This window comes from Pedobacter humicola, assembly GCF_056490705.1.
This window is the reverse complement of sequence record NZ_JBWJIG010000024.1, coordinates 1-22,324: the sequence shown is the minus strand read 5'-3', so window position 1 is coordinate 22,324 and position 22,324 is coordinate 1. Positions and strand designations below refer to the sequence as shown.

19 protein-coding genes are annotated in these 22,324 nt (G+C 39.6%); 9 read left to right on the top strand and 10 right to left on the bottom strand.

Translation table 11 applies throughout. The annotated features are described in order from the left end of the window. The first annotated feature begins 41 nt into the window (after window positions 1-41). From AC04Q1_RS24650 to AC04Q1_RS24625, 6 genes are all read left to right on the top strand, one after another. Entirely contained in the window at window positions 42-1,322 is a 1,281-nt protein-coding gene (locus AC04Q1_RS24650) for a sugar isomerase (RefSeq protein ID WP_478367208.1), read from the top strand. A 15-nt stretch (window positions 1,323-1,337) separates the two neighbouring features. Continuing rightward, complete coding sequence (locus AC04Q1_RS24645) at window positions 1,338-2,723, top strand: FGGY-family carbohydrate kinase (protein ID WP_478367207.1); 1,386 nt, start codon at window positions 1,338-1,340, stop codon at window positions 2,721-2,723. Between the two features lie 41 nt (window positions 2,724-2,764). Then, on the top strand, window positions 2,765-3,796 hold the full coding sequence (locus tag AC04Q1_RS24640) for a GntR family transcriptional regulator (protein WP_478367206.1): 1,032 nt from the start codon (window positions 2,765-2,767) through the stop codon (window positions 3,794-3,796). Window positions 3,797-4,123: 327 nt separating this feature from the next. Then, window positions 4,124-4,429 (top strand): type II toxin-antitoxin system RelE/ParE family toxin, encoded by a 306-nt coding sequence (locus AC04Q1_RS24635; RefSeq protein WP_478367205.1) that lies wholly within the window; start codon window positions 4,124-4,126, stop codon window positions 4,427-4,429. Then, on the top strand, window positions 4,410-4,715 hold the full coding sequence (locus AC04Q1_RS24630; RefSeq protein WP_478367204.1) for a helix-turn-helix domain-containing protein: 306 nt from the start codon (window positions 4,410-4,412) through the stop codon (window positions 4,713-4,715). The genes AC04Q1_RS24635 and AC04Q1_RS24630 overlap by 20 nt, the downstream gene beginning before the upstream one ends. A gap of 26 nt (window positions 4,716-4,741) precedes the next feature. Next, window positions 4,742-8,155 (top strand): DEAD/DEAH box helicase, encoded by a 3,414-nt coding sequence (locus AC04Q1_RS24625; protein WP_478367203.1) that lies wholly within the window; start codon window positions 4,742-4,744, stop codon window positions 8,153-8,155. Window positions 8,156-8,312: 157 nt separating this feature from the next. On the opposite strand, the gene AC04Q1_RS24620 is transcribed toward AC04Q1_RS24625, so the two are convergent. Further along, complete coding sequence (locus tag AC04Q1_RS24620) at window positions 8,313-9,116, bottom strand: SDR family oxidoreductase (protein WP_478367202.1); 804 nt, start codon at window positions 9,114-9,116, stop codon at window positions 8,313-8,315. Between the two features lie 386 nt (window positions 9,117-9,502). After that, complete coding sequence (locus AC04Q1_RS24615) at window positions 9,503-10,084, bottom strand: thymidine kinase (RefSeq protein ID WP_316844232.1); 582 nt, start codon at window positions 10,082-10,084, stop codon at window positions 9,503-9,505. 121 nt (window positions 10,085-10,205) lie between these two features. Between AC04Q1_RS24615 and AC04Q1_RS24610 the strand changes: the two genes are divergently transcribed. Next, window positions 10,206-11,396, top strand: a complete 1,191-nt coding sequence (locus tag AC04Q1_RS24610) for a hypothetical protein (protein WP_478367201.1) — start codon at window positions 10,206-10,208, stop codon at window positions 11,394-11,396. Window positions 11,397-11,658: 262 nt separating this feature from the next. Here the strand turns inward: AC04Q1_RS24610 and rodA are convergent, their stop codons facing one another. The 7 genes from rodA to AC04Q1_RS24575 all read right to left on the bottom strand — a co-directional run bounded on the left by rodA (window position 11,659) and on the right by AC04Q1_RS24575 (window position 19,702). Beyond that, complete coding sequence (gene rodA, locus AC04Q1_RS24605) at window positions 11,659-12,921, bottom strand: rod shape-determining protein RodA (RefSeq protein ID WP_478367200.1); 1,263 nt, start codon at window positions 12,919-12,921, stop codon at window positions 11,659-11,661. After that, window positions 12,921-14,930, bottom strand: coding sequence for a penicillin-binding protein 2 (gene mrdA / locus AC04Q1_RS24600; protein WP_478367199.1), 2,010 nt, complete (start codon window positions 14,928-14,930; stop codon window positions 12,921-12,923). The genes rodA and mrdA overlap by 1 nt, the downstream gene beginning before the upstream one ends. Beyond that, the gene (locus AC04Q1_RS24595; RefSeq protein WP_478367198.1) at window positions 14,930-15,445 is read right to left on the bottom strand and encodes a rod shape-determining protein MreD; all 516 of its coding nucleotides are present in this window, start codon (window positions 15,443-15,445) and stop codon (window positions 14,930-14,932) included. The genes mrdA and AC04Q1_RS24595 overlap by 1 nt, the downstream gene beginning before the upstream one ends. Next, entirely contained in the window at window positions 15,438-16,277 is an 840-nt protein-coding gene (mreC, locus tag AC04Q1_RS24590; RefSeq protein ID WP_478367197.1) for a rod shape-determining protein MreC, read from the bottom strand. The genes AC04Q1_RS24595 and mreC overlap by 8 nt, the downstream gene beginning before the upstream one ends. A gap of 94 nt (window positions 16,278-16,371) precedes the next feature. Then, window positions 16,372-17,394, bottom strand: a complete 1,023-nt coding sequence (locus AC04Q1_RS24585) for a rod shape-determining protein (RefSeq protein ID WP_010601761.1) — start codon at window positions 17,392-17,394, stop codon at window positions 16,372-16,374. A gap of 209 nt (window positions 17,395-17,603) precedes the next feature. Further along, window positions 17,604-19,130, bottom strand: a complete 1,527-nt coding sequence (gene purH / locus AC04Q1_RS24580) for a bifunctional phosphoribosylaminoimidazolecarboxamide formyltransferase/IMP cyclohydrolase (RefSeq protein ID WP_478367196.1) — start codon at window positions 19,128-19,130, stop codon at window positions 17,604-17,606. 182 nt (window positions 19,131-19,312) lie between these two features. After that, the gene (locus AC04Q1_RS24575) at window positions 19,313-19,702 is read right to left on the bottom strand and encodes a winged helix-turn-helix transcriptional regulator (RefSeq protein ID WP_478367195.1); all 390 of its coding nucleotides are present in this window, start codon (window positions 19,700-19,702) and stop codon (window positions 19,313-19,315) included. Between the two features lie 82 nt (window positions 19,703-19,784). Between AC04Q1_RS24575 and AC04Q1_RS24570 the strand changes: the two genes are divergently transcribed. After that, the gene (locus tag AC04Q1_RS24570; protein ID WP_478367194.1) at window positions 19,785-21,188 is read left to right on the top strand and encodes an MFS transporter; all 1,404 of its coding nucleotides are present in this window, start codon (window positions 19,785-19,787) and stop codon (window positions 21,186-21,188) included. An 11-nt stretch (window positions 21,189-21,199) separates the two neighbouring features. On the opposite strand, the gene purN is transcribed toward AC04Q1_RS24570, so the two are convergent. Next, window positions 21,200-21,778: a phosphoribosylglycinamide formyltransferase gene (purN, locus tag AC04Q1_RS24565; RefSeq protein WP_478367193.1), complete on the bottom strand. Its 579-nt coding sequence runs from the start codon at window positions 21,776-21,778 to the stop codon at window positions 21,200-21,202. Between the two features lie 242 nt (window positions 21,779-22,020). On the opposite strand from purN, the gene rpsT reads away from it, so the two are divergent. Further along, entirely contained in the window at window positions 22,021-22,275 is a 255-nt protein-coding gene (gene rpsT, locus AC04Q1_RS24560; protein WP_029277289.1) for a 30S ribosomal protein S20, read from the top strand. Window positions 22,276-22,324: the final 49 nt, after the last annotated feature.

The window sequence follows — 22,324 nt, the reverse complement described above, 5'->3', positions numbered from 1 at the left end:
GTATCGCCCAAATAATTAACCTAATAAAACCAAATATTCTCATGAATATCGAGCAGAACCAGATAGAAAAACATAACGACTCCCTTTTAACTCCGCATCAGCGTAAGCTTTCTTTTTTAAAGGAAGATTGGTCACACGTTGATCTGGAAAGTGTCATCCAGAAACTGGTCGATTTTCAGATTGCGATCCCAAGCTGGGCATTAGGTACCGGTGGAACACGCTTTGGCCGCTTTGCCATTACCGGTGGCGAACCCCGTACCATTGAAGAAAAGATTGAAGATGTTGGTTTGCTTCATGCCCTTAACGGTGCAAGTGGTGCAATTTCGCTTCACATTCCCTGGGATATCCCACAAAATGCTGAAGCGTTAAAAACGTTGGCCGCTGGCTATGGCTTAAAATTCGATGCCATGAACTCGAATACCTTTCAGGATCAGAAAGGTGCTGCACATAGTTATAAATTCGGTTCGTTACAGAATGTGAATAAAGATATCCGCAAACAGGCGATTGAACACAATATAGAAGTTATTAAACATGGTATTGCACTGGGATCCGACGCCTTAACCGTTTGGCTTGCCGATGGTTCTTGTTTCCCGGGTCAGCTTAATTTCCGTAAAGCTTTTGAAAATACTTTAGAAAGTTTGCAGGAGATTTATTCGGCTTTGCCAGAAAACTGGAAAATATTTGTGGAGTATAAAGCATTTGAACCTAATTTCTATTCCACAACGGTTGGCGATTGGGGACAATCATTGTTGTACGCAAGCAAACTGGGCAAAAAAGCCTATACTTTGGTCGATTTAGGTCACCATTTACCAAATGCAAATATCGAGCAGATTGTGGCTTTGTTGTTAATGGAAGGGAAATTGGGTGGCTTCCACTTCAATGATTCTAAATATGGCGACGATGATTTAACTGCCGGAAGTATTAAACCTTACCAGTTGTTCCTGATTTTTAACGAACTGGTAGAAGGTATGGATGCAAAAGGCATGAACCATGCAAAAGACCTGGGCTGGATGATCGATGCTTCCCATAATGTGAAAGATCCGTTAGAAGATTTATTACAATCGGTAGAAGCCATCATGATTGCTTATGCGCAAGCTTTATTGGTGGATAGAAAAGCGTTAAACGAAGCGCAGGACAATAATGATGTGGCTAAGGCACAGGAAATTTTACAGCATACCTTCCGTAGCGATTTAAGGGCATTGGTAGCCGAAGCCAGATTAAGAGCTGGTGCGGCCTTATCACCAATTAATCTGTACCGCGGTTTAGAAGTTAGAAATCAATTAGTTAGTCACCGCGGAAATACTGTTGCTACAGGTTTGTAAATAGAGAAATAGAACATGCCTAAGCCAGTTATAGCCATATTTGATGTTGGGAAGACGAATAAAAAACTGTTTCTGATCGACGAAAACTACAGTATTGTTTACGAGCGGTCTGCACGTTTTGTAGAAACGGTTGATGAAGATGGCGAGCCATGCGAAAACCTCGAAAGCCTGCGCTCTTCCGTGTACGATTCCCTGCATCAGGTTTTGCAGTTAAAAGAATTTGATGTTAGGGCCATCAATTTCTCTACTTACGGTGCCAGTTTTGTTTACCTGGATGAAAATGGAGAAGCCTTAACACCGCTTTATAACTATTTAAAAGAATATCCTGAAGAGCTAAAAAAAGCTTTTTATGCAAAATATGGTGGTGAGGAGAAGATTTCGCTAGAAACGGCCTCACCAATTCTGGGCAGCTTAAATTCGGGCATGCAACTGTACCGCCTGAAGCACGAAAAACCCGAAGTCTTTAAAAAAGTAAAATGGGCTTTACACCTGCCTCAATATTTAAGCTATCTGATTACAGGCAAAGCGGTTGCCGATATTACCAGTATCGGTTGCCATACGCAGCTTTGGGATTTTAATAAAAATGAATACCACAACTGGGTTACGACAGAAAAAATAGATGAGAAATTTGGTGCATTTACCCCTGCAGATTCCAGTCTGAAAACGGATTTTGAAGGCAATAGTATCAAAGTGGGGGTGGGTTTACACGATAGTTCTGCCGCACTGATCCCTTATCTGGCAAATTTTAACACACCATTTGTGCTCATCTCTACCGGGACCTGGTGCATCAGCTTAAATCCTTTTAACCAGGAGCCTTTAACCGCTGAGGAACTAAAACAGGACTGTTTGTGTTATATGCACTTTAAGGGTAAAGCAGTTAAGGCTTCGCGTATTTTTGCGGGTTATGAACATGAGGTACAGCTTAAACGTATCGCCGAACATTTCGACCGTGCGGCCTATCTGTTTAAACACCTGAAGTTTAATCCGGGAATGATTTTAAAACTGGCGAATAAAATTCCGGAAAATCAACAAGCGCAACAAGGCTTTTCGGCCAGTTCTGCCTTTCCTGAACGCGATTTAAACCTCTTTCAGACCGCAGAAGAAGCTTATCATCAACTGATCTTTGACCTGATCAAACAGCAGATTTATTCATTAAAGCTGATTTTAAATTCAGGGGTGAAAAGAATTTTTGTCGATGGCGGCTTCGGTAAAAATGCGATTTATATGCACCTCCTGGCTACATCTATTCCCGATATCGAAGTTTATGCTTCTTCGGTTTCGCAGGCTACGGCAATAGGAACGGCGCTGGCAATTAACAGTGCCTGGAACGAAAACCCTGCCCCAACGGATATGATCCAGCTAAAATACTATTCTGCCATACAACGTACCTTAGATTTTTAGGAATTTCCTTATATTCGAAATCCTTAGATTAAGAACCCATTTTGAAACCAGAAGATTTAATTCCCTACATTAACGTCGATGAGTATTCGTCGACGCCAAAATACAAGCAGTTAACCAATGCGATTTTGGCAGCGATTGAGAGTGGTAAACTTCTGAAAAATAGTTTATTGCCGTCTATCAATGAGCTGAGTTTCAGTTTGGAGATGTCGAGAGATACGGCCGAAAAAGGTTATCGTAATCTAAAGAAACTGGGTGTAGTAGATTCGGTACCAGGAAAGGGCTATTTCATTATCAACACCGATTTTTCTCGAAAGCTGAAGGTTTGTCTGCTTTTTAATAAACTCAGTACACACAAAAAAATCATTTACGATTCCTTTACCAAAACCTTGGGCGAACGTGCGGCGATCGACTTTTATATCTACAACAACGATTTCGCGCTGTTCAAAAAAATGATCGTAGCCAAGCGTGATGATTATTCGCACTTTGTAATTATTCCCCATTTTTTAGAGGGTGGTGAGAATGCGCACGAAATTATCAATACCATCCCTAAAGAAAAACTGGTTATCCTTGATAAATTGCTGCCAGGGGTAACGGGCGATTATGCTGCGGCTTACGAAAACTTTGCACAGGATATTTATGCCGCTTTAGAACAAGCATTGGATCGACTTTCACATTACCGTACCCTAAAAATCATATTTCCAAAAAATAGTTATTTCCCGCATGAAATCCTGACCGGTTTTTACAGGTTCTGCCAGCAATATGCTTTTGATCATAAGGTGATCCACAACATTAAAGACGAAGAAATTAATCCGGGTGAGGTATATATCAACCTCATGGAAGATGATCTGGTAATGCTGATTGAACGTCTGATCGCACAAAAACTTAAGATCGGAAAAGATGTTGGGGTAATTTCCTACAACGAAACCCCATTAAAAAGGGTCATTTTAGATGGCATCACCACAATCTCGACTGATTTCAGCCAATTGGGGGTACAGGCAGCTGAGTTTATTCTGTCGGGGAAAACCGAAAAGATTGAGGTGCCTTTTTATTTGAATTTAAGGAAGTCGCTGTAAACTAGGAAAACCGTCTTCGAGCGCAGCCGAGAAATCTATCCATATGGCACATAAATCTTTCCCCGACTATAAGAGTAGGCATTTTACTATGCTCCAGTTCAGATGACTGTCCTTCTGCTGAATCTGTCAATGGATAGTATCGTTAAAGACTTCTAACGGTTGGTAAATGATAAGGAATTGTCGTTCAGCTTCTTTACATATTTTAGCAGGCTTTATAAATCATATTTGTTTGGAATTTGTTATCTAATTAGCTAACTTTGTTTAGCTTAAAATTGGTTAATGAACGAAGGATTTATCAGAGACATTTTCTATTTTGAAGAGTAGTATTTGGATTTTTACGAACAGCTTAAGCCTAACGTAAAGAAAAAATTCAATTGGACACTACAATTAATCGCTACACTTGAAAAAATTCCTGAGAAATATTTTAAGCACATTACTGGTTCGACGGGGATTTTTGAAATTAGGGTTGAAGTTGGTTCGGATATTTTTCGGGTATTTAGTTTTTTCGACAAGGGAAAACTAATCATTCTTGTAAATGGATTCCAAAAGAAGACCCAAAAAACACCTAAAAACGAAATAGAGCTTGCCGAAAAACTTAAAAAGAAATATTTCGATGGAAAAGACAAAAAATAAATTAACATCATTTGCTGATCACCTGGACAGTGAATATGGTAAACGTGGAACTGAAAGTAGAGAAGTTTACGAACAAGAATTTGAGAGTTTTAAACTAGGAGCCATGCTTCAAGAACTTCGCAAAGAAAAAGGTATGACGCAAGAACAGCTTGCAGAAAAATGTGGTACAACTAAAACCTATATTTCTCGAATCGAAAATAATGCAAGCGACATTAGATTATCGACATTAATGAGAATAATTAAGGTTGGGCTTGGTGGGCACTTAAATCTAAATGTAAGTTTATAAAATACAGAATTCCTATTTTAGTTTAAATGAGTGAACAGGTAACCGCACATCTCGTATCAGAACAAAATCCTTACGATTATATTTTAAAGGATTTTAACCTGAAAAATCTGAGCCAGATTGTGATCCTCAAACATTTAAGCGGATTGATCCATACAGACGTTAAAGGCTTTTACCAGCTTATTCCCGAGCAGATTGAAATCGATTTTGCTGCATTCAGCGATGAAGCTTCTGAATTGCCTTTTCCGATTGTCCAGGTGCAGCAGAATAAAAACTCCGTAAAACTTTCCTGTAGATGTGACAGTCAAAAGCATAAACTCTGTGAACATCAGGCCAGGGTTTTATACAATATCCTTCAACGCCAGGATTTACTCATTTTCTTTGATGCCAATCTTCGCAGGCAAAAGCTTGGAAAAATTGCTATCGATTATGGACTGGAAAAGGAAGAAAATCTTGATCTTCTGTTTAATCTGAAATACGAAAATGGTCAGGTTGAGATTAAACCAAAAATGGAGGCCCTGCAGCCATTTAATAAAGAGGCCCAGCAAAATTTACAGGAACTTTTATTGCCAGCGATCAAGCCTGCCGCAAGAATGCGCTCCAAAAACGATCAGGGCAAAATGATTCTGGTTTTCGGGCAGCACCGTTATTACAACAACTTAACCGTAGAATTATTTGAAGCCGAAACCACCAAAAGCGGCAAGGTTAAAAACCCGATAAAGGGAATTAATCCTGCAAGTCTGCTGTTTAAAACCGATGATCATGATCTGGTGAAGTTTTATAGCGGCATTACCACCTTTCAGCAGAATTACAATAACGATCAAAGTGAGGCCGAAATAGAGGCTTTAAAAGCGATCGTAAAAAATCCCGGTCAAATTCCATTTTATTTGCAAGACAGCAAGCAGTCTGTAGCGATACAAGCATCGACTATTGCAGCTGTTGATGTCCATTTACTGGATGTCGATTTACGCCTTTCGGTAAACCAACGGGGTGATTATTACGAAATTACGGGCCGGCTGATTATTGAAGGAAAATCTTACGAACTGGATAATCTGGTGTTGGTGCACCAATATTTTGTTAAACTTAACCATCAGCTTTATTTGATTGGCAGACTGGATTTTTTACGTGTAATCGGGTTCTTTAAGAAACAGAGCAACAGATTAATCCTGCACAAAACCAAATATCAAGAATTTCAAAAAGCCATTCTAGTACCGTTGGAAGGCAGTATTCACGTCGATTATTCTTATTTAAAACCAGCTACCAAAAGTCAGATTGAGGAAAAGGGTTTCGATCTCGAAAATGAACAGTTGATTTATCTGTCAGAATCTGAAGATTTTATCCTCCTTACGCCGGTAATGCGTTATGGGAATCTGGAAATTCCTGTTCTGTCTAAAAAACAGATCCAGGCGAAAGATAAATTGGGAAATGTTTTTAAACTTGATCGTGATGAAAAAGCAGAACTGCAGTTTATTTCGAATGTAATCAGGTCGCACCCATACTTTTATGAACAGATGGAAAATGATTTCTTATTTGAGCAAAACAGCTACGATTCTTTTTACCTGCACCGAAAACGTTTTTTGGAGGAAGCCTGGTTTCTCGAAGCTTTTGAAGGATGGCGCAACAAAGACATTCATATTTTAGGATTCAATCAGCTTAAGAACAATAAACTGAGCGAATTTAAGGCGAAAATCAATATTGAGGTATTGAGTGGAACCGATTGGTTTGAGACCAAATTAAAGGTGAAGTTTGGCAAGCAGGAGGTTGCGCTGAAACTTCTCCATAAATCCATCAGGAACAAAAGTAAGTTTGTAACCCTTGACGATGGAACGCAGGGCATTTTGCCACATGAGTGGATCGAAAAATTTGCGGCCTACTTTAGTGCAGGAGAGATAACCGAAGAGGCCATTCTTACCCCAAAAATTAAATTTGCCTCCATAAACGAACTTTATGAAGATGCTTTATTGGATGGGGATATAAAGAATGAGCTGAAATTATATAAACGGAAGTTTGAAGGGACTGATTCGATTCAAGAGGTGGAAGTACCGAAAGGTTTAACGGCAACCTTACGCCATTACCAGAAGGATGGCTTAAACTGGCTCAACTTTTTGGATGACTTTAATTTCGGATCATGTTTGGCCGATGATATGGGCTTGGGGAAAACCATTCAGGTTTTGGCCTTCATTTTATCGCAGCGTGAAAAGGTACAACACAATACCAACCTGGTGGTGGTTCCGGCCTCATTAATCTTTAACTGGAAGGCTGAAGTGGAGAAATTTGCGCCTTCTATAAAAGTAAAAACCATTTACGCAGGCGAACGTACCAAAACGACTGATACCTTCGATGATTACGAAATCGTTTTAACCTCTTATGGAACACTGGTATCCGATATCCGTTTCTTAAAGGATTACCGATTTAATTACATCTTTTTAGATGAATCGCAACTGATCAAGAATCCGGACTCGCAACGTTATAAAGCCGTTCGGATGCTGCAATCGCGGAATAAGGTGGCCATAACGGGTACACCGATAGAGAACAACACCTTTGATTTATATGGACAGCTTTCATTTGCCTGTCCGGGCCTGTTTGGCAGTAAACAGCAGTTCGCCGATTTATATTCCACCCCAATTGATCAGTTTAAGGATAGCAGAAGAGCAGAGGAACTGCAAAGAAAAATCAGGCCTTTTATTCTGCGCAGAACCAAAGAACAGGTGGCGAAGGAACTTCCTGATAAAACAGAAATTGTACTGTATTGCGAAATGGGGGAAGAGCAACGCGAAGTGTACGAAGCCAATAAAAAGGAAATCCAGGATTTTATTCTAGGTAAACAGGATGATGAACTGCCAAAAAGTTCGATGCATGTATTGAAAAGCATTACCACCTTGCGGCAGATCTGTAATTCTGCTGCATTACTGGCTGATGGCAAATCGTATTTACAGGCCTCTTCCAAGATTGATGTGCTGATGGAACAGATTGAAAGCAAAGCTGGAAACCACAAAATACTGGTTTTCTCTCAGTTTGTAACCATGCTCGATCTGATTAAAAAACAATTGGAGAATCGCGGAATCAGATACGAATACCTTACCGGACAAACGCGTAAAAGGCATGAAGTGGTTAGCTCTTTTCAGCAGAATGCCGATATTCCGGTGTTCCTGATCAGTTTAAAGGCTGGCGGAACCGGGCTGAACTTAACCGAAGCCGATTATGTTTATCTGGTTGATCCCTGGTGGAACCCTGCAGTAGAAAACCAGGCCATAGACCGGGCGTACCGGATCGGTCAGCATAAGAATGTAATGGCCGTGCGTTTGATCTGCCCGGATACCATTGAAGAAAAAATCATGAAACTTCAGGCCACTAAAAAAGATCTGGTAAAAGACCTGATCCAAACAGATGGGAGTTTATTCAAGAATTTAACCAAAAAAGAATTGTTGGGATTGCTGAGTTAAGTTACTACAATTCGTCATTGCGAGAAGGCTTTTTCAGCCGACGAAGCAATCTTAAGACTATAGCTTATCAGAATAGATATGATATGCATTAAGATCGCTTCCCCGAAAAGTAGGGGCAAGCTATCGTTCCTCTTCGGAATGACGTAAGAAGGTATATCTAAATCCCCACCTTAAATTTGTATCCCAAAAACTCAGGTACATTCAGGCTCTCTACAATTTTCCAATCTTTCTTTTCTGTAATAAAATCAGGCTCAATAAGCCCTGTTGTTTTAGCGGCGTTGGTATAAAAATCCATTTTTGCCGGATGGTTTGGCGAGCAGGCATTATACGTTTTACCAAACGCTTGTTTTTCTAACAACTTGACCGCAATTCCGACTGCGTCTGTTTGATGGATTAAATTTACTGGCGCCAAACCATTGGGTACATTGCTTTTTCCTGCAAAGAACCTGCCTGGGTTACGATCTGGGCCTATTAAGCCTGCGAAACGGATCACGGTGCAGTTTTCGGGGAATAATTCCTTAAATAGTATTTCTGCTGCCAAAACAACCCTGCCGGAATCGGTATCAGGATGCGCTTCACTGTTTTCATTAATTACTTTATTCTCATCAGCATAAACACTTGTCGAACTGATCAATACTATATGTTTCGATTGATCTCTTGCTGCGGCTAAAATGGAATTGATCTTTTGGGGATAATCCTGAAGTTCAGCCGAATTCCGCTTTGGGGGAATGCATATAAACAAGGTATCTGCTTCAAAAAAAGCCGGATCGGCAACGATTTCATCTGCTGTAAAATTGACCAGAAATGGTTGAATGTTTTCAGCCTGGAGCAAAGCCAGCTTCTCCGAACTTGTAGTAGAACCTTTTACTTGGTAATTTAATGAGATTAGTTTTTTTGCCAGTGCCAGACCAAACCAGCCACAACCTAATATAGAAATGGTATTGTTTTTTATATTCACCATACAAATATCAGTTAAATTTTACTTCATACAATTTTTAAAAATAGAGAGGGTTTTGTTTCTCAGTGCATCAGCAGCGCTTTTGCCACCTAGCCCCGGGTGCAGCAGGTACCCTGCAGGGTTGAGGAACGAAACCCGAAGCGTACTGCGAAACACGGGAACATACCTTAATTTTAGCACAGCTATTGCGCTTTAAAAACGAATATTGATAACAGTGAAACAATGACCGATAACCAATTTTCGGTTTCCCATTTGCAGTTTTCGATCGACAGTTACCGATGAATTAATACAAATGAACCAACTATCAGTTTTCAGTTGGCAATTTTCAATTGGGCGTTACCGATGAATTAATGCAAATGAACCGATTAACCAGTTTATGCAATTAACCTCTACCCCTTGTCCAAATTATAACAGGCCCTGCAGCGTGGCTCGTAGCTTTCCTTTTCACCCAATAAAACAGTCGCTTCATCGGCCGCTGTGCGGTAGCTATACAGTGCAGGATTGCCACAGCAAACACAAACCGCATTTACTTTGGTTACATGTTCGGCAATGGCCATTAACGCAGGCATCGGCCCGAAAGGTTTGCCTGTAAAATCCATATCCAGACCAGCAACAATTACTCGGATACCTTTAAGGGCGAGTTTATTACAAACATCGGGCAGTTCATCATCAAAAAACTGCGCTTCATCTATGCCCACTACCTGGGTATTGGTGCCTAGCAATAAAATAGCCGATGCGCTATCGACAGGAGTAGAGTTTATCGAGTTTAGATCGTGCGATACCACTGCGGTTTCGTGGTAACGGGTGTCGGTACGGGGTTTGAAAATTTCGACATTCAATTTAGCAATCTGGGCTCTTTTTAACCTTCGGATCAGTTCTTCGGTTTTGCCAGAAAACATCGAACCACATACCACTTCTATACTTCCCGAAAATTCGCCTCTCCTTCTAAAATTTTGTTCGCTAAATAACATGCCCGCTTTTTTATCCCTATGTCCGTTCTATAATTTTTAAACCGAACAAATATGAGAATTATGTGTTATTTTTGAACACATAGTTACCAACATAAATCGACCAAAAATTCGTTTTAATTTTATGATGAACCAACAGGATATTTTCAAAAAGATCGGCAATATTTTAACAGAATTGAATGAGCAATATCAGTTTTTAGCTCAAAATCCTCAACAGTTAAACGATTTGGAGCTGGAGCTTTTTCTGGCCAATGCCCATTTTCTTTCCGATCACGTCAATATCGTCAAAAAATTAAATACGATCGTAGAAGATAAGCCAGTTGAAGCCGGAAATCACCCCCTTCTGGCAGAACAAAATACCATCATCCTGCCTGAAGTAGAAAAAAGTTATGTTGAAGATGAGGAGTGTTTCGATCCGCAGGAGTTGGAAGAAGTAGCAACGGCTGAAGAAGAGGAAGAACGTGTAGATGTGAAACCAGAACAGGAAATTTTGGATGATGAAGCCATTGAAGAAGAAAAAGCCGAATCGCTTTTAAATCAAGACTTTTTCAAACCCGATCATGAAGATCATACCTTTGAATTTGTGCTGGGTACACATGATGAAAATGATCAGTTTGATTACGAAGCAAAATCTGTAGAAGAAATTTTTGACCGTCCATTGAGTAAGGAGGAAGCAGAAATTTTAGCGCAGAAAAAGAAAATACATGAAAAAGAAGAGGCTTTAGCGGAGCAACCAGAAGTGATACCAACTGAAGAAGATGAAATAGGTCCTGAGCCTTTTTTAATTCCACAGGAAGAGGAGGAAGAACCTTTAGTCGTTGCGGAAGAAGAGCCAGTAGCAGTGATTGAAGAAGAAAAACCGATCCCTGCGCCAAGCCAGCCTATCGAGGCGCTTAAAGATGTGAAATTGGATGATCCTATTATTTCTCCACGAGTAGAGCAGGAACGCCCGCTGTTTACACCTGAAGCCGTTCCGGTAAAGCCAGCCCCGCAACCTACCGTCTCAAATCCAACACCAAGCTTAAACGATTTGTTAGCCAAAACGAATGGAAAAGGGGAAGAGCCAGTTAAAGCACCGATTGCAGATTTAAAACAGGCGATTAATTTAAATGAAAAACTGCTTTTTATTAAAGATCTTTTTAATGGCTATAATCTGGCCTATTCGGAGGTAATCGATATTATCAATAAGATGAGCAGTTTCGAAGCGGCAGATAGCTATCTTCAGAACAATTATGCGGCAAAAAATAACTGGGCCAATAAACAGGCTACGGTTGATCAGTTTTACGAATTGCTGAACAGAAGGTTTAGTAAGTAGGGGCGGAAGGCGTAAAGCGGATAGCGTTGAGGTTTAGCGTAAAGCGACTGGTGTTACTCCATGAATCGTCATACTGAACTTGTCTCAGTATCCACGCTAAGAAGATCCTTATATCATCCTCGTTTTTAACAAGGATGCATGAAGTTGGTATTGTAATGCCATATATCTATTAGATTTTGAAATAAATCCGATCGTGATGAGAAGGATGAACATTATCTTCTGACTGTTGACTTTGGAAAAAAGACTTCCGGCTCTGGACTAATTAAATAAATCCCATCCGGTTAGAGTCCAGCTTCAGGAATATAAATAACAGGATCGTAAAACTCCAAAGCGAAGAGCCACCGTAACTGATCAATGGTAGCGGAATCCCAATCACGGGAATAATCCCAATCGTCATCCCAATATTGATAAAAACGTGGAAAAAGAGGATACAGGCTACGCTATAGCCATACACTCTGGAGAATGTAGACCGCTGTCTTTCAGCCAGGTTAATCAATCGGAGGAGCAGGAATATATATAGTCCAATTACTACCGAACAGCCCGCAAAGCCCCATTCTTCCCCTATGGTAGAGAAGATGAAATCGGTACTCTGTTCAGGTACATAACCATATTTTGTTTGCGTGCCCTGTAAAAAACCACGGCCGGTTGCCTGTCCTGAACCAATGGCAATCTGCGACTGGATTACGTTGTAACCTGCACCCTTATTGTCGGTTTTCAGACCCAACATCAATTCAATACGGCTACGCTGATGGGGTGCCAAAACTTTTTCGTAAGCTACTTTAATTAAAAACAGATAACCAATGGCAAACAGGGTAACAAGTACGGTAGAGAAAATGATTTTCTGTTTCCTTCTGTTGTTATAAATAAATAGTGAAGCGATTGCGAGGATAATGATGATCAGGATATAAGTGGGCACAAGAAAGTCAGCCACAAATAGTACAATCATTCCCAAGAAAATTAACAGGAAATAACCAGATAATCCCTCGCGGTATAGTGGAAACATAAACGCGAGGAAAACCAGAGCAGAGCCGGTATCGGGCTGAAGCATAATCAATAATAAAGGGGCTGCAACAATTAATCCGGCAATCATAATCGATTTGAAATCACGGAACTTGGGATTAAATGCGCCTACATACCTCGCCAGGAGCAGTGCCGTACCAAACTTTGCAAATTCTGCGGGTTGCAGTTTAAAGGATCCGATGGCAATCCATGCCTGGTTACCCGCAACCTTATTTCCGATCACCAATACGGCCAGCAAAAGCAGTAATGTACCACCATAAATAAAGGGTGAGAAAACATTAAAAAGCCGCCCGTCAAATAATAAGATGGATAGCCCTAAAATCAAACCCGTGAAAACATAGATGAGCTGTTTTCCGTAAAGCGTGTTAAAACTGAATACCGCCGAATGTTCTGGTGGCACTGAAGCATAAATATTGATGAAACCAATAGCGCATAATGCGATATAGATTAAAACGGTAATCCAATCTACATTAAAAAAGAAACGGTTTCCCTGTTGTTGCATCATTACTTATTGTTTACAGGATTATTAGTTACAAACTTTTTTCCTACTTTAGGTTTAATTGCAGCCGATTGTTTTAGTAATGCGGGTTTCATTTTTAAGCTATCTTTGACTCTTTTAACCGAATCTGCCTTTTTAATATTTAAACTGTCCAGTTTACTTAATTTAACCTTTTTGGTCTTATCAATAAGCGCAGGTAAAAGATTCGTTTCAGAGAAGGCCTTTACGGTATAACCATTTGATCTGGGTTTAATCGAATCTGTTAAATATTTCTCTACCATAAAACTCGAAATCGGAGCTGCATATGAGCCACCGAAACCACCATTTTCTACAATTACCGCAATGGCTATCTTCGGCTTGTCCATCGGTGCAAAACCAATAAATACTGAGTGGTTTTTGCCATGAGGATTTTGTACCGTTCCGGTTTTACCGCACATGACAATATTAGGGATCTGAGATTCTTTTGCTGTTCCCCACGGGCTGTTTACCGCGTCTCTCATGCCATCAATTACAATGGGAAAGTATTTGGCATCAACGCCAACATAATTTTTAACTACGTATTCTTTTTTAACCACGTTTTTGTCGCCAATACCTTTAATGAGGTGCGGTTTTAAATAATAACCACGGTTGGCAATTGCGGCCATTACGTTAGCCATTTGCAATGGGGTTGAGGTAATTTCTCCCTGACCAATGGCCTGTGAGATTACTGTGGTATAACCCCAGCGTTTGCCATAAATTTTATCATAATGATCTCCCTGATAAAATATTCCCTTTTTTTCGAAAGGCATATCAATGCCCAGTTTCTGGCCAAAACCCCATTTAGCAATCTGCTCATGCCAATTGGCATATGTTTGACGCTGGTTTTTCATGCCGTTTTTGGTGATGATGCTCTGAAAAACATGACAGAAATAAGTATTACAAGAGCGTGCGATACCGCGTTGCATGTTAATGGTACCATCTACGTGTTCGCATTTTACCTTATGGTTTCCAGCCATATAATAACCCGGACAGAAAAAAGTGGTATTTGGATCAATTGCTCCATCCTGTAATGCCACCAAAGCATCAACAGGTTTAAATGAAGATCCCGGAGAATATTGCCCGGCTATGGGGCGGACAATCTGTGGACGGTAAGGATTCGCAATCAGGCTCATGTAGTTTTTACCCCAGTCTTTTCCAACCAATTGGTTAGGGTCGTAACCCGGACTACTTACAAAAGCCAATATCTCACCCGTTGATGGCTCGATGGCTACAATCGCACCAACTTTATTTTTCATCAGCTCTTCACCAAGCCGTTGAATCCTAATATCCAATGACGAAATTAACCGGTCGCCAGATACGGCGTTAACATCATATTTTCCATTAGCGTAACTGCCTTGAGCAATATTTTTGGCATCATACAATATCCTTGTTTCGCCCTTTTCTCCGCGTAAAAAATCTTCGTAAGAGCGTTCAAGGCCGCTTTTACCGATAAAATCACCTGGTTTATAATAACCTTCAGATTTTTCAATATCATCAGGGCTTACTTCTTTTACATAACCGAAAAGCTGACCAGCAATGCTATCCGGGTAATGTCTGATGGTTCTGTCCTGTGTTCTAAAGCCGGGAAAACGGTACATAATCTCCTGTAAACGCGCATAACTCTGGACAGAAATCTGTCTTTCGAAAAATGTAGATTGATAGGTAGATTGTGCTCTCGCTTTTTTAAGCTTTTTTCGAACATCATCGACCGTAATTTCCAATGCATTGGCCATTGCCAGAGTATCAAAAGGTTTAACCTCGTTTGGGATCACCATTAAATCGTAGACAGGTTCGTTCTGTACGATCACTTTCATGTTCCGGTCCAGGATTGCGCCACGGGCGGGATATTTATAAATTTTACGCAGTACGTTACTTTCGGCAGAACTAAAGGCCTTGTCGCTAATGATCTGGATATAGAATAACTTTCCCAATAAAATCAGGGCGATTACTATAAATAATCCTTGAACGATATATTTTCGGTTAAATAATTGATCCATTAACGTGATGTTCTTCTATAGAATATAAACTCTACCAATAAAATAATAAGCAGTGTAAAGATACAACTTAAGCCGCATCTCATTAAGGTATAACCAATTTCGGTTAGCCTAAATGTTTCTAAAAAGAACAGCACCAGGTGGTGTGCAATAACACAAAGAAAAGCATAAAGTGAAAACCATTGGAAACCCATATAACTTAACGAAGGTTCTGGGTCGTCAATTGCGTCGCGGTTTAAACTTATCGATATAAAGGAAATCCTGACAAAGGCCAGTACTACGCAGGCTGTAGCATGTACGCCCATGGTATCGTAAAAAGTATCTAGCGTGAGTCCTGTTGCAAAAGCCAATAGGTACAATACAATATTGGGTATGCCAAATGGAAGCAAGAGCAAAAAAAGCACGTAAATAAATGGCGTAGAAAGATCATAAAAGCCCATATTTTTGAGCAGGAAGATCTGCACAAAAAGCAGTAAAAACCACCTGATCACGTTTACAATTATGATTCTACTATTCATTGGGTTTAACTAGGCTTTCCAAAGCTTGTTGCTCTTCAGCTTTTTTATTTTTAATCACATATACATATTGCAATGTGCTAAAATCTGTAAATAAATTTAGTTCTGCTGATAAGAAATTATCATTCGTAGCCACATTTGCCTTGCTGATCCTTCCCACTAAAATTCCGGCAGGAAAAGAGGCATAACCCGATGTAACAATGGTATCGCCCACATACATTTTAATGTGGTTCGGAATCTCTTTAACAAAGGCTTTTTTGATATCAAAATTTCCATCTCCCCAAACCAACGAACCCAGAGCATGATTCTTTTTAAGGGTTACACTAATTTTTGTGTCTTTGTGCAATAAGGATTGGATAGTAGCTAAATGTGCCGAAACATCTCGTATAAAGCCAACAACACCTCTCTGAGGAGCAATAACGGCCATTCCGCTGGCAATGCCATCAACCGTACCTTTATTGATCGTCATCACGTTATTACGCAGGGTAATCGAGTTTTTAACCACTTTGGCTGCGAGATAGGTATAATCCTGATTGGTAACCGTATCAACAACCTTTACGTCTTTTGCCGTATCAATGGTGGTTAATCCAAGCAATTGACTTTTAAGTTTGGCGTTTTCTGCAGCAAGGCTGTCATTTACCATCCCGAGGTTTAAATATCTTTTAAAAATATTTAGCCTTTCGTATGCGGTGCCTACGACTTCATTTGTAGAGTTGAGGGTTACGCTACGCTGATAGGAATTGTTTTTCACCGTGAGGTAAACCCCAATGGTAAAAAAAATGATAAATAAGAAAAATGCGTTGTATCTGCTAATGAAAATCCAAAGGTTACGCATTTGAGTTTGGAATTAAAAGTTTGGAGTTTAAAGTTACAAGTTTGGCGTATGAGTGGAAACTCCAGACTCACAACCCCAAACTCCAAACTAAATGTTATTGCATTAAGAATTTATATCCGCCAATGTTTTTAAGGGCGATGCCGGTTCCGCGAACTACCGCACGAAGAGGATCTTCTGCAACGTGAACAGGCAATTTCGTTTTTGCCGCCACACGTTTATCTAAACCTCTCAATAACGCACCACCACCGGTTAAATAAATACCTGTTTGGTAAATATCGGCCGAAAGTTCTGGAGGGGTAATTTCTAAAGCTTTTAAAATCGCTTCTTCAATTTTAGAGATCGATTTATCCAAACAGTGTGCAATTTCGGTATAAGATACCGTAATCTGTTTTGGTACACCAGTCATTAAATCACGGCCTTGAACCGCAAAATCGGCAGGAGCATCCTGAAGTTCAGGTAAAGCGGCACCAACTTCGATTTTAATCTTTTCTGCTGTACGGTCACCGATCATAATGTTATGCTGACGGCGGATGTAGTTTACAATATCAGAGTCGAAGTTATCTCCGGCAACGCGGATCGATTGATCACATACAATACCAGATAAAGCAATAACCGCAATTTCAGTTGTACCGCCACCGATATCGATAATCATGTTACCCATAGGCTCTTCCACATCAATCCCGATACCTACAGCAGCAGCCATTGGTTCGTGGATCAAGTATACTTCTTTGGCACCGGCAATTTCTGCCGAATCGCGCACTGCACGTTTTTCTACCTCGGTGATACCCGATGGGATACAGATTACCATACGTAAAGATGGGAACATCCAGCCTTTACCACCATTCAGCATACGGATCATCCCTTTAATCATCGCTTCAGCAGCATTGAAATCGGCAATCACACCATCCTTCAATGGACGAACAGTTTTAATATTATCGTGGGTTTTACCCTCCATTTGCATTGCCTGACGGCCAATTGCAATAACTTTGTTTGTAGTACGGTCAAAAGCAACGATAGATGGCTCATCTACAACTACTTTGTCGTTATGTATAATCAGGGTATTCGCAGTGCCTAAATCGATGGCAACTTCTTGCGTAAACCAGTTAAATAATCCCATGTATAAGGTATGTTTTCTTTATTTTGTCAAATCTATACTATTCCTAATGTAAAAATAGCTTTTTTATTGTTTTAAGTTTTATTTTCTTCCGTTATTAAATTGTTTTTGAGGTAATTAAAATTTGAAAGAAAACTAAAAGGAGAAAGCTGAAAGACTAAAGCCGCTACAATGAGCTTTAAGCTTTGGTCTTCCAGCTTTCAGCTCAAAAACTAGTGTTTAAAGTGTCTTACCCCAGTGGTTACCATGGCGATGCCTTTTTCATTTGCTTTAGCAACAGAATCAGCATCTTTAATCGATCCACCTGGTTGCAGCACAGCTGTAATTCCTGCTTCAGCAGCAATCTCAACACAATCAGGGAACGGGAAAAAGGCATCCGATGCCATTGCAGCACCTTTAACACTGAACCCAAAAGCTGCTGCTTTTTCAATCGCCTGTCTTAATGCATCAACACGGGACGTCTGACCAACACCACTTGCAATCAAAACATCATCCTTAACCAATACAATGGTGTTGGATTTAGTATGTTTTACAATTTTGTTTGCGAAGAATAAATCTTTTAACTCTTGTGCGGTTGGTGCTTTATCGGTAACGGTTGTCATTTGCTCCGGACCTTCGATAATTAAATCTTTATCCTGTTCAATTACGCCGTTTAATAAGGTTTTAAATTGTTTTTTGCTCAATTCAACCTCGTTACGCTGTAAAATAACACGGTTTTTCTTTTTGCTGAACAATTCTACTGCTTCTGCCTGGTAAGAAGGAGCAATTAATACTTCAAAGAAAAGATTGTTAATTTCTTGAGCAGTTTCTAAATCTACGGCTACATTGGTGATTAATACACCACCAAAGGCAGAAACCGGATCACAAGCTAAAGCATCAAGCCAGGCCTGTTTAACTGTAGGCCGCGAAGCGATACCACAGGCATTTGTATGTTTTAGGATTGCAAAAGTTGGATCTTCAAATTCGTCGATTAAAGCAACGGCTGCATCAACATCAACCAGGTTGTTGTATGATAACTCCTTCCCGTTAAGTTTAGTGAACATGGCATCTAAATCGCCATAAAATACACCACCTTGATGTGGATTTTCACCATAACGTAGAGTTTTGGCTTCAGTTACACTCTGTTTAAAAACATCAAGCGGCTCTTCTGTATTAAAATAATTGAAAATTGCAGTATCGTAATGAGAAGAAGTATGGAAAGCTGTTTTGGCGAACGATTTACGTTGTGCCAGGGTGGTTTCTCCGTTTTGCGCTTCTAATTGAGCTTGTAAAGTAGGGTAGTCGTTTTTCGATGCGATAATCACCACATCGTTAAAGTTTTTCGCAGCAGCACGGATTAACGAAATACCACCAATGTCGATTTTTTCGATAATTTCTTCTGGTGTTCCACCTGCCTTTACGGTTTCTTCAAAAGGATATAAATCAACAATTACCAGGTCAATTTCAGGAATCTCATATTCAGCAATCTGTTCCTGGTCGCCCGCTAATGCCCTGCGGTTCAAAATTCCACCAAATACTTTAGGGTGCAGGGTTTTAACACGACCACCTAAAATAGATGGATAACCTGTTAAATCTTCAACCGCCGTTACCGGAAGGTTTAAATCTTTGATGAATTGCTCTGTTCCACCGGTAGAAAATAACTGTACCCCTTGCGCGGCCAACAATTTTACCAATGGCTCCAAACCATCTTTATAATATACTGAGATTAAAGCGTTTTTGATTTTAATGGATTGACTCATTCTACTGAAAATTTTGAGCCGCAAAGGTAGTAAAACAGAGGCATTTATTTAGATGCTCTACCTAATAAAAATGAAATTATTTATATATTTTTCTTAGCCGGGTATTTTTTCTTTTTTAACTGCATTGTTAAGCTTTATTCATGTTTGTAAAATGCTGTCACATTATTGTATATCCGGTTATATTATAGGTGATTACGATGTTTGGTTGGTTGCCTGGATTTGTTCCACCAGTCTTCTAAAACATCTATTACCGGGAGGAGGGTTTTTCCTACATCGGTTAATTTATATTCTACCCTTGGCGGAGACTCTGCAAATGCTTCACGGAGAATAAGACCATCGCGCTCCATTTCTTTAAGTTGCGTGGTGAGCGTGCCCTGACTTAAAAAAATCATCTCGTGCTTAAGTTCCCCGAATCTTTTAGGGCATTTTGCTGCAATAGCTTTGATGAGCATAATTTTCCATTTACCGCCAATGACCTTAAACACCCCTGTCAGTGGTGGGTCATTTAAAAATAAATCCTGATTTTGTCCATTTATAACTGCCTCATGCTCATTATTGGTACTGTTTTGCATACTTGGTATGGTTTATAAGACTACTTGATTGCCGTTAAAGCGTTTTCTTACTTTAAATTTTAAATATAAGAAAAGCATGGTGATGAAAAAAAAACAAAAATGGCTCTTGTTGTTAATAGTGAGTTCAGCGATATTTTTATCCGTATTAGATCTGTTTATTGTAAATGTAGCTTTGCCATCTGTTAAATCTGGAATTAAAGGTAACGATGCCGATATACAGTTTGTAATTGTGATGTATATTATAGGCTATGCCTCTTTTCTGATTACAGGCGGGCGGGCAGGTGCATATTTCGGGAAAAAGAAAGTCTTTTTATTGGGAATGATGGTATTTACAGTCACTTCCTTTCTTTGTGGTTTTTCCCAATCGGCCACGCAATTAAATACTGCAAGATTTATCCAGGGAATCAGCGCTGCATTTATGGTACCGCAGGGAATGGCTTTTATACCTGATCTATTTCCGGATATTACTGAAAGAGTAAAAGCACTTGGGGTATATGGAAGTATTGCCGGTGTCGCCTCTGTTGCCGGTCAGTTTTTAGGCGGGTTAATCCCTGATCTATCGATCATTGAACAAAGCTGGCGGTTGATTTTTTTTATCAATGTCCCGATTGGAATAGTTGCCGTTATTTTGGGCATGAAGTATCTTAAAGAGGGGGTATTAGGGAAGACTGAAAAGTTTGATTTCATTGGGGGTATATTGCTGATGTTGACCTTAATCGCATTTATTTATCCCCTTATCCAGGGAAGAGAATTGGGCTGGCCAATGTGGAGCATTGCATTGTTGCTGCTATCGATAGTTTTGTTACTGGCTTTTATTTATTACCAGCGCTTAAGTGTAAAACAAGGGAGAAACCCTTTGATCAGTACCAAAGTTTTTAAAGACTTTGATTTTAGGATGGGGCTTTTAATCTCTTTGTTTTATTACCTCGTTCAGGATTCTTACTTTCTGATCAATACCATTAACCTGCAAAATGGAATGGGGCTGAGTTCAGTCCGTACGGGGATATACTTTGTTTGCCAGGGAGTGGGGTATGTTTTGGCCTCTGTGTTTTTTACACCATTGGTAGCAAAATACGGCAAATTTATACCACTCACAGGATCGGTCACTATGATTGTGGCTCTCGTTTTTCACTTACTTTTATTCAGTTCAAATGATGCAAATCAGATATATATCGTTGTCTTATTGTTTGTTTATGGTGTTGGTTGTGGTACGATTTTGCCTTCGCTAATGACCATATCCCTGAAAAATATCACAAAGGATATGCTGGGTGCCTCATCTGGAATTTATCTAACCCTGCAACAGGTTTCGGTGGCTTTAGGGGTTGCGATAGTAGGAGGCGTCTTCTTTGCGCAGCTTCACGGTCCGTCAAAAGTAACGTTATTCCCTATTGCCTATAAATGGGCTACATTGTTGGATATCGGATTTCTGATCATCGTAAGTGTACTGTTATTTATGATGCCCAAAACAAACAGACGATATGATTGAACTAAATAAGACTACTTTTTGATCTTTTTTACAATGGTTTCCACCACACGGGGATAATGCTGGTGCTCAAGCTGCTGACCTTTAAATTTGATCATTTCCAGGTTATCGCTTTTGTCGATTCTGTATCTTGCCTGATAAATGTATTCGCCTTCATCATAGTTTTCATTAACATAATGAATGGTGATGCCGCCTTCGGCTTCGCCTGCAGCCATTACGGCATTGTGCACATGATCGCCATACATACCCTTGCCGCCAAATTTAGGGAGGATTGCCGGGTGGATATTTACAATCCTGCCTGGGTAGGCATGGATGAGGCTTTTGGGAATTAACCAGAGAAAACCAGCGAGAACGATGAAGTCGATCTCCAGGTTTTTGAGCAAATCGATTACTTCATCAGTTTTATAGAATTCGTTTTTATCAAAAATATGGGTAGGGATTTCAAAATTATCAGCTCTCTGTAGCACATAGGCCTCAGCATTATTGGTTAATACCAGAGAAATTTCTATTTCATTACTCCGCTTAAAATGCTCCATTAGTTTTTGGGCATTGGAGCCAGAACCTGATGCAAAGATGGCTATTCGTTTTTTCACGCAAAATGGGTTTGCCCAAAAATAGTATTTTTAAGCCTGTTTTCTTGAATTGAAAAGAATTTTTATTCAATTAAGTTAAAGTATTATTAATGAATATTATTAATGTATTTTTGCTGCTCGGAAACGGGGTTAAATTTTAACGAAAAAAAAGTTAAAAGTGTTTTGTAATTTAAAAACATTAATCCTATATTTGCAACCCGAATTATAGGAAACGAATAAGAAAAATAAAAGGCTAAATAGAAATGGCAAATCATAAATCTTCATTAAAAAGAATTAGAGCAAACGCAACAAAACGTTTACGTAACAGATATCAGGCAAAAACTACACGTACCTTTATTAAAAGATTACGTGCTGCAGAAGATAAAAAATCTGCATCTGATTTATTGCCAAAAGTAATCTCTATGTTAGACCGTTTAGCTAAAAAGAACATTATCCACAAAAACAAAGCGGCTAATAACAAATCAAAATTAACGAAATTCGTTAACGGTTTAAAATAAGCTAATCTTTTACGATATTAGGAACGGTATTGAAGCAATTCAATACCGT